This is a genomic window from Marinobacter sp. (genome assembly GCF_041686475.1).
Taxonomy (GTDB): Bacteria; Pseudomonadota; Gammaproteobacteria; order Pseudomonadales; family Oleiphilaceae; genus Marinobacter.
The window spans coordinates 7,547-9,900 of the sequence record NZ_JAWLDU010000063.1 but is presented as its reverse complement, the minus strand read 5'-3'; the positions used below and the strand labels follow the sequence as shown (position 1 = coordinate 9,900).

General features: G+C 58.7%; 1 protein-coding gene. It reads right to left on the bottom strand.

Annotated elements, in window-relative coordinates; all coding sequences use genetic code 11:
• On the bottom strand, positions 1–2,259 hold a 2,259-nt coding region (glgP, locus tag ACESMB_RS12725), incomplete at its 3' end, for an alpha-glucan family phosphorylase (protein ID WP_372971723.1).
• Positions 2,260–2,354: the final 95 nt, after the last annotated feature.

Sequence of the window (2,354 nt, the reverse complement as noted above, 5' to 3'; positions counted from 1 at the left end):
ACAATCCACGCACCCGACTACACTGAGCTCTACGCCGGGCCAGGCGTCCCGTACTCGTGCTTTCCAGTCTGCAAGAGTGCTGGCAAGCTCACCGCCATCTGCCATAAGCCGGGCACCCTGCCTGGACGCTGTCTGGTAGTACTTGGTGACGTAGTCCATCACCATACGCTGGCTGTTAAACTGCGGCGTGATGGTCTTCATCGAGGCCTTGGAACGTTTTACCCAGCCCTTGGAATAACCCTGGGAAGCGCGCTCGTAATAAAGCGGCACTACCTCGAACTCCAGTAGATCCAAGAGATCGCGGGCTTCCTCCTGATTGCGGAATTCGGCATCCAGCCCGGTGTCCCTCGGCGGAATCGCCCAGCCATTCCTGCCGTCGTACCCCTCGCCCCACCAACCATCCAACACACTCAGGTTCAGGGCACCGTTCAGGGCGGCTTTTTCGCCGGAGGTACCACTGGCTTCCTTGGGATATTCCGGGGTATTCAGCCATACATCCACGCCACTGAGCAGGCGCCTTGCCATGGCCTGGTCGTAGTCCTCAAGCAGAATCAAGTGGCCCATCAGGGCGGGATGCATGGAAAGGTCGTGGATCACTTTGATCAGCTGTTGACCGGGCCTGTCCTGAGGGTGGGCCTTGCCGGCAAACACCAGCACTACCGGACGATCCTCGTTGGTGATGATCTGTTCCAGCCGGTCAAGATCGGAGAAAATGAGGGTGGCGCGTTTGTAGGTGGCAAACCGCCGGGCAAAACCGATGATCAGGGTGTCTTTTTCCGGAGAGACCAGCGGGCGGGTCATCCGTTCCGTGACTGAGTGGCCGGTGCCATTGCGTTTATGCTGGCGTTCAAGGCGACGAACAATGTATTCGCCCATCTGCTGCTTGAGTGCCTTGTGGACACTCCAGTAGTGATAGTCCGGAATATCGTCGATAAATTCCCAGAATTCAGGGTTTCTGAGCTCGCTCTTCCAGGTAGGCGCCTGGATATCGAACAGGCTGGACCATTCTGGCGCCAGAAAGGTGGGTACGTGTACGCCATTGGTGATGTACCCGAGGGGATTTTCCGCCGCCGGCACCTGGGGCCAGATATCACCCTCCATGCGCGACGCCACACCACCATGGATGCGGCTGACACCGTTGTGAAAGCGGGATCCGCGCAGGCCAAGGCCGGTCATGTTGAAAGTGTCTTCCTCGCCCTTGGCACCCAGGGCAAATACCTTCTCGAAATCCAGCCGGGATTCGTCCAGGTACCTGCCCAGGGCATGCTCAAACAGGCCTCTGGGAAAGATGTCGTGGCCGGCTGCAACCGGTGTATGGGTGGTGAACAAAGTAGCACTGGCGACTGCCTCCAGCGCGGCCTCGAAATTCAGCCCACTGGCCATGATCCGCCGGCAACGCTCGAGTATCTGAAACGCGGCATGGCCTTCGTTGATGTGCCAGACGGTCGGATCAAGCCCCAGAGCTTCAAGTACGCGGGTTCCCCCGATACCCAGAAGCATTTCCTGGCTGATTCGAGTGGATTCGTCGCCGCCATAAAGTTGCAGCGTCAGCTCCTGGTCTTCGGGGCTGTTTTCCTCAGTGTGACTGTCCAGCAGGTACAGCCGAATATGGCCCACCCGCGCTTCCCAGACGCGGGCCACCACATCACGACCCGGAAAGGGCACGGATACCTTTAATACCTCGCCGTCTTTTTCGACCGGTGTAATTGGCAATTCATCACTGGAATGGGACTGGTAGCGGGCAATCTGTTGCCCCAGAGCGTCGATGCTCTGGATGAAATAACCCTGCTGGTAAAGCAGGCCGACGGCAACAAAGGGCAGGGCGAGATCACTGGCCGCTTTGCAGTGGTCTCCTGCAAGAATGCCAAGGCCGCCAGAGTAGATGGGAAAGCTCTCGTGAAAGCCGAATTCGGCGCAGAAGTACGCCACCAGTGCCGTTTCCGGGTCCAGCTTTTCGGTTACCTCCGGCCCGGGGCCCGCCTCCAGGTAGGCATCGTAACTGCTCAGTACTCGGCGATATTCCGCCAGGAACGCGCGGTCTTCGGCCGCCTCATCCAGCCGGTCCTGGGCGACACGGCGCAGAAACAGCTTGGGGTTATGCTCGACTTTCTGCCAGAGCCGCAGGTCAACCCGGGCAAACAGGCTGCGCACCCCGTGATCCCAGCTGTAGAACAGATCATTCGCCAACTCTTCAAGACGCGCAAGAGCCTCGGGGATAAGCGGGTGGGCCTCAAGTCGGAATTCTGTTGCCTTGTGCATGTCAATTATCTCCGGGCGGGCACACGCTCGCGTTAATCCAGCTGTTGATGTTCACGCTCTTTCAGAATGCTCTGGTAAAGCTCGCCGTAGTTGCG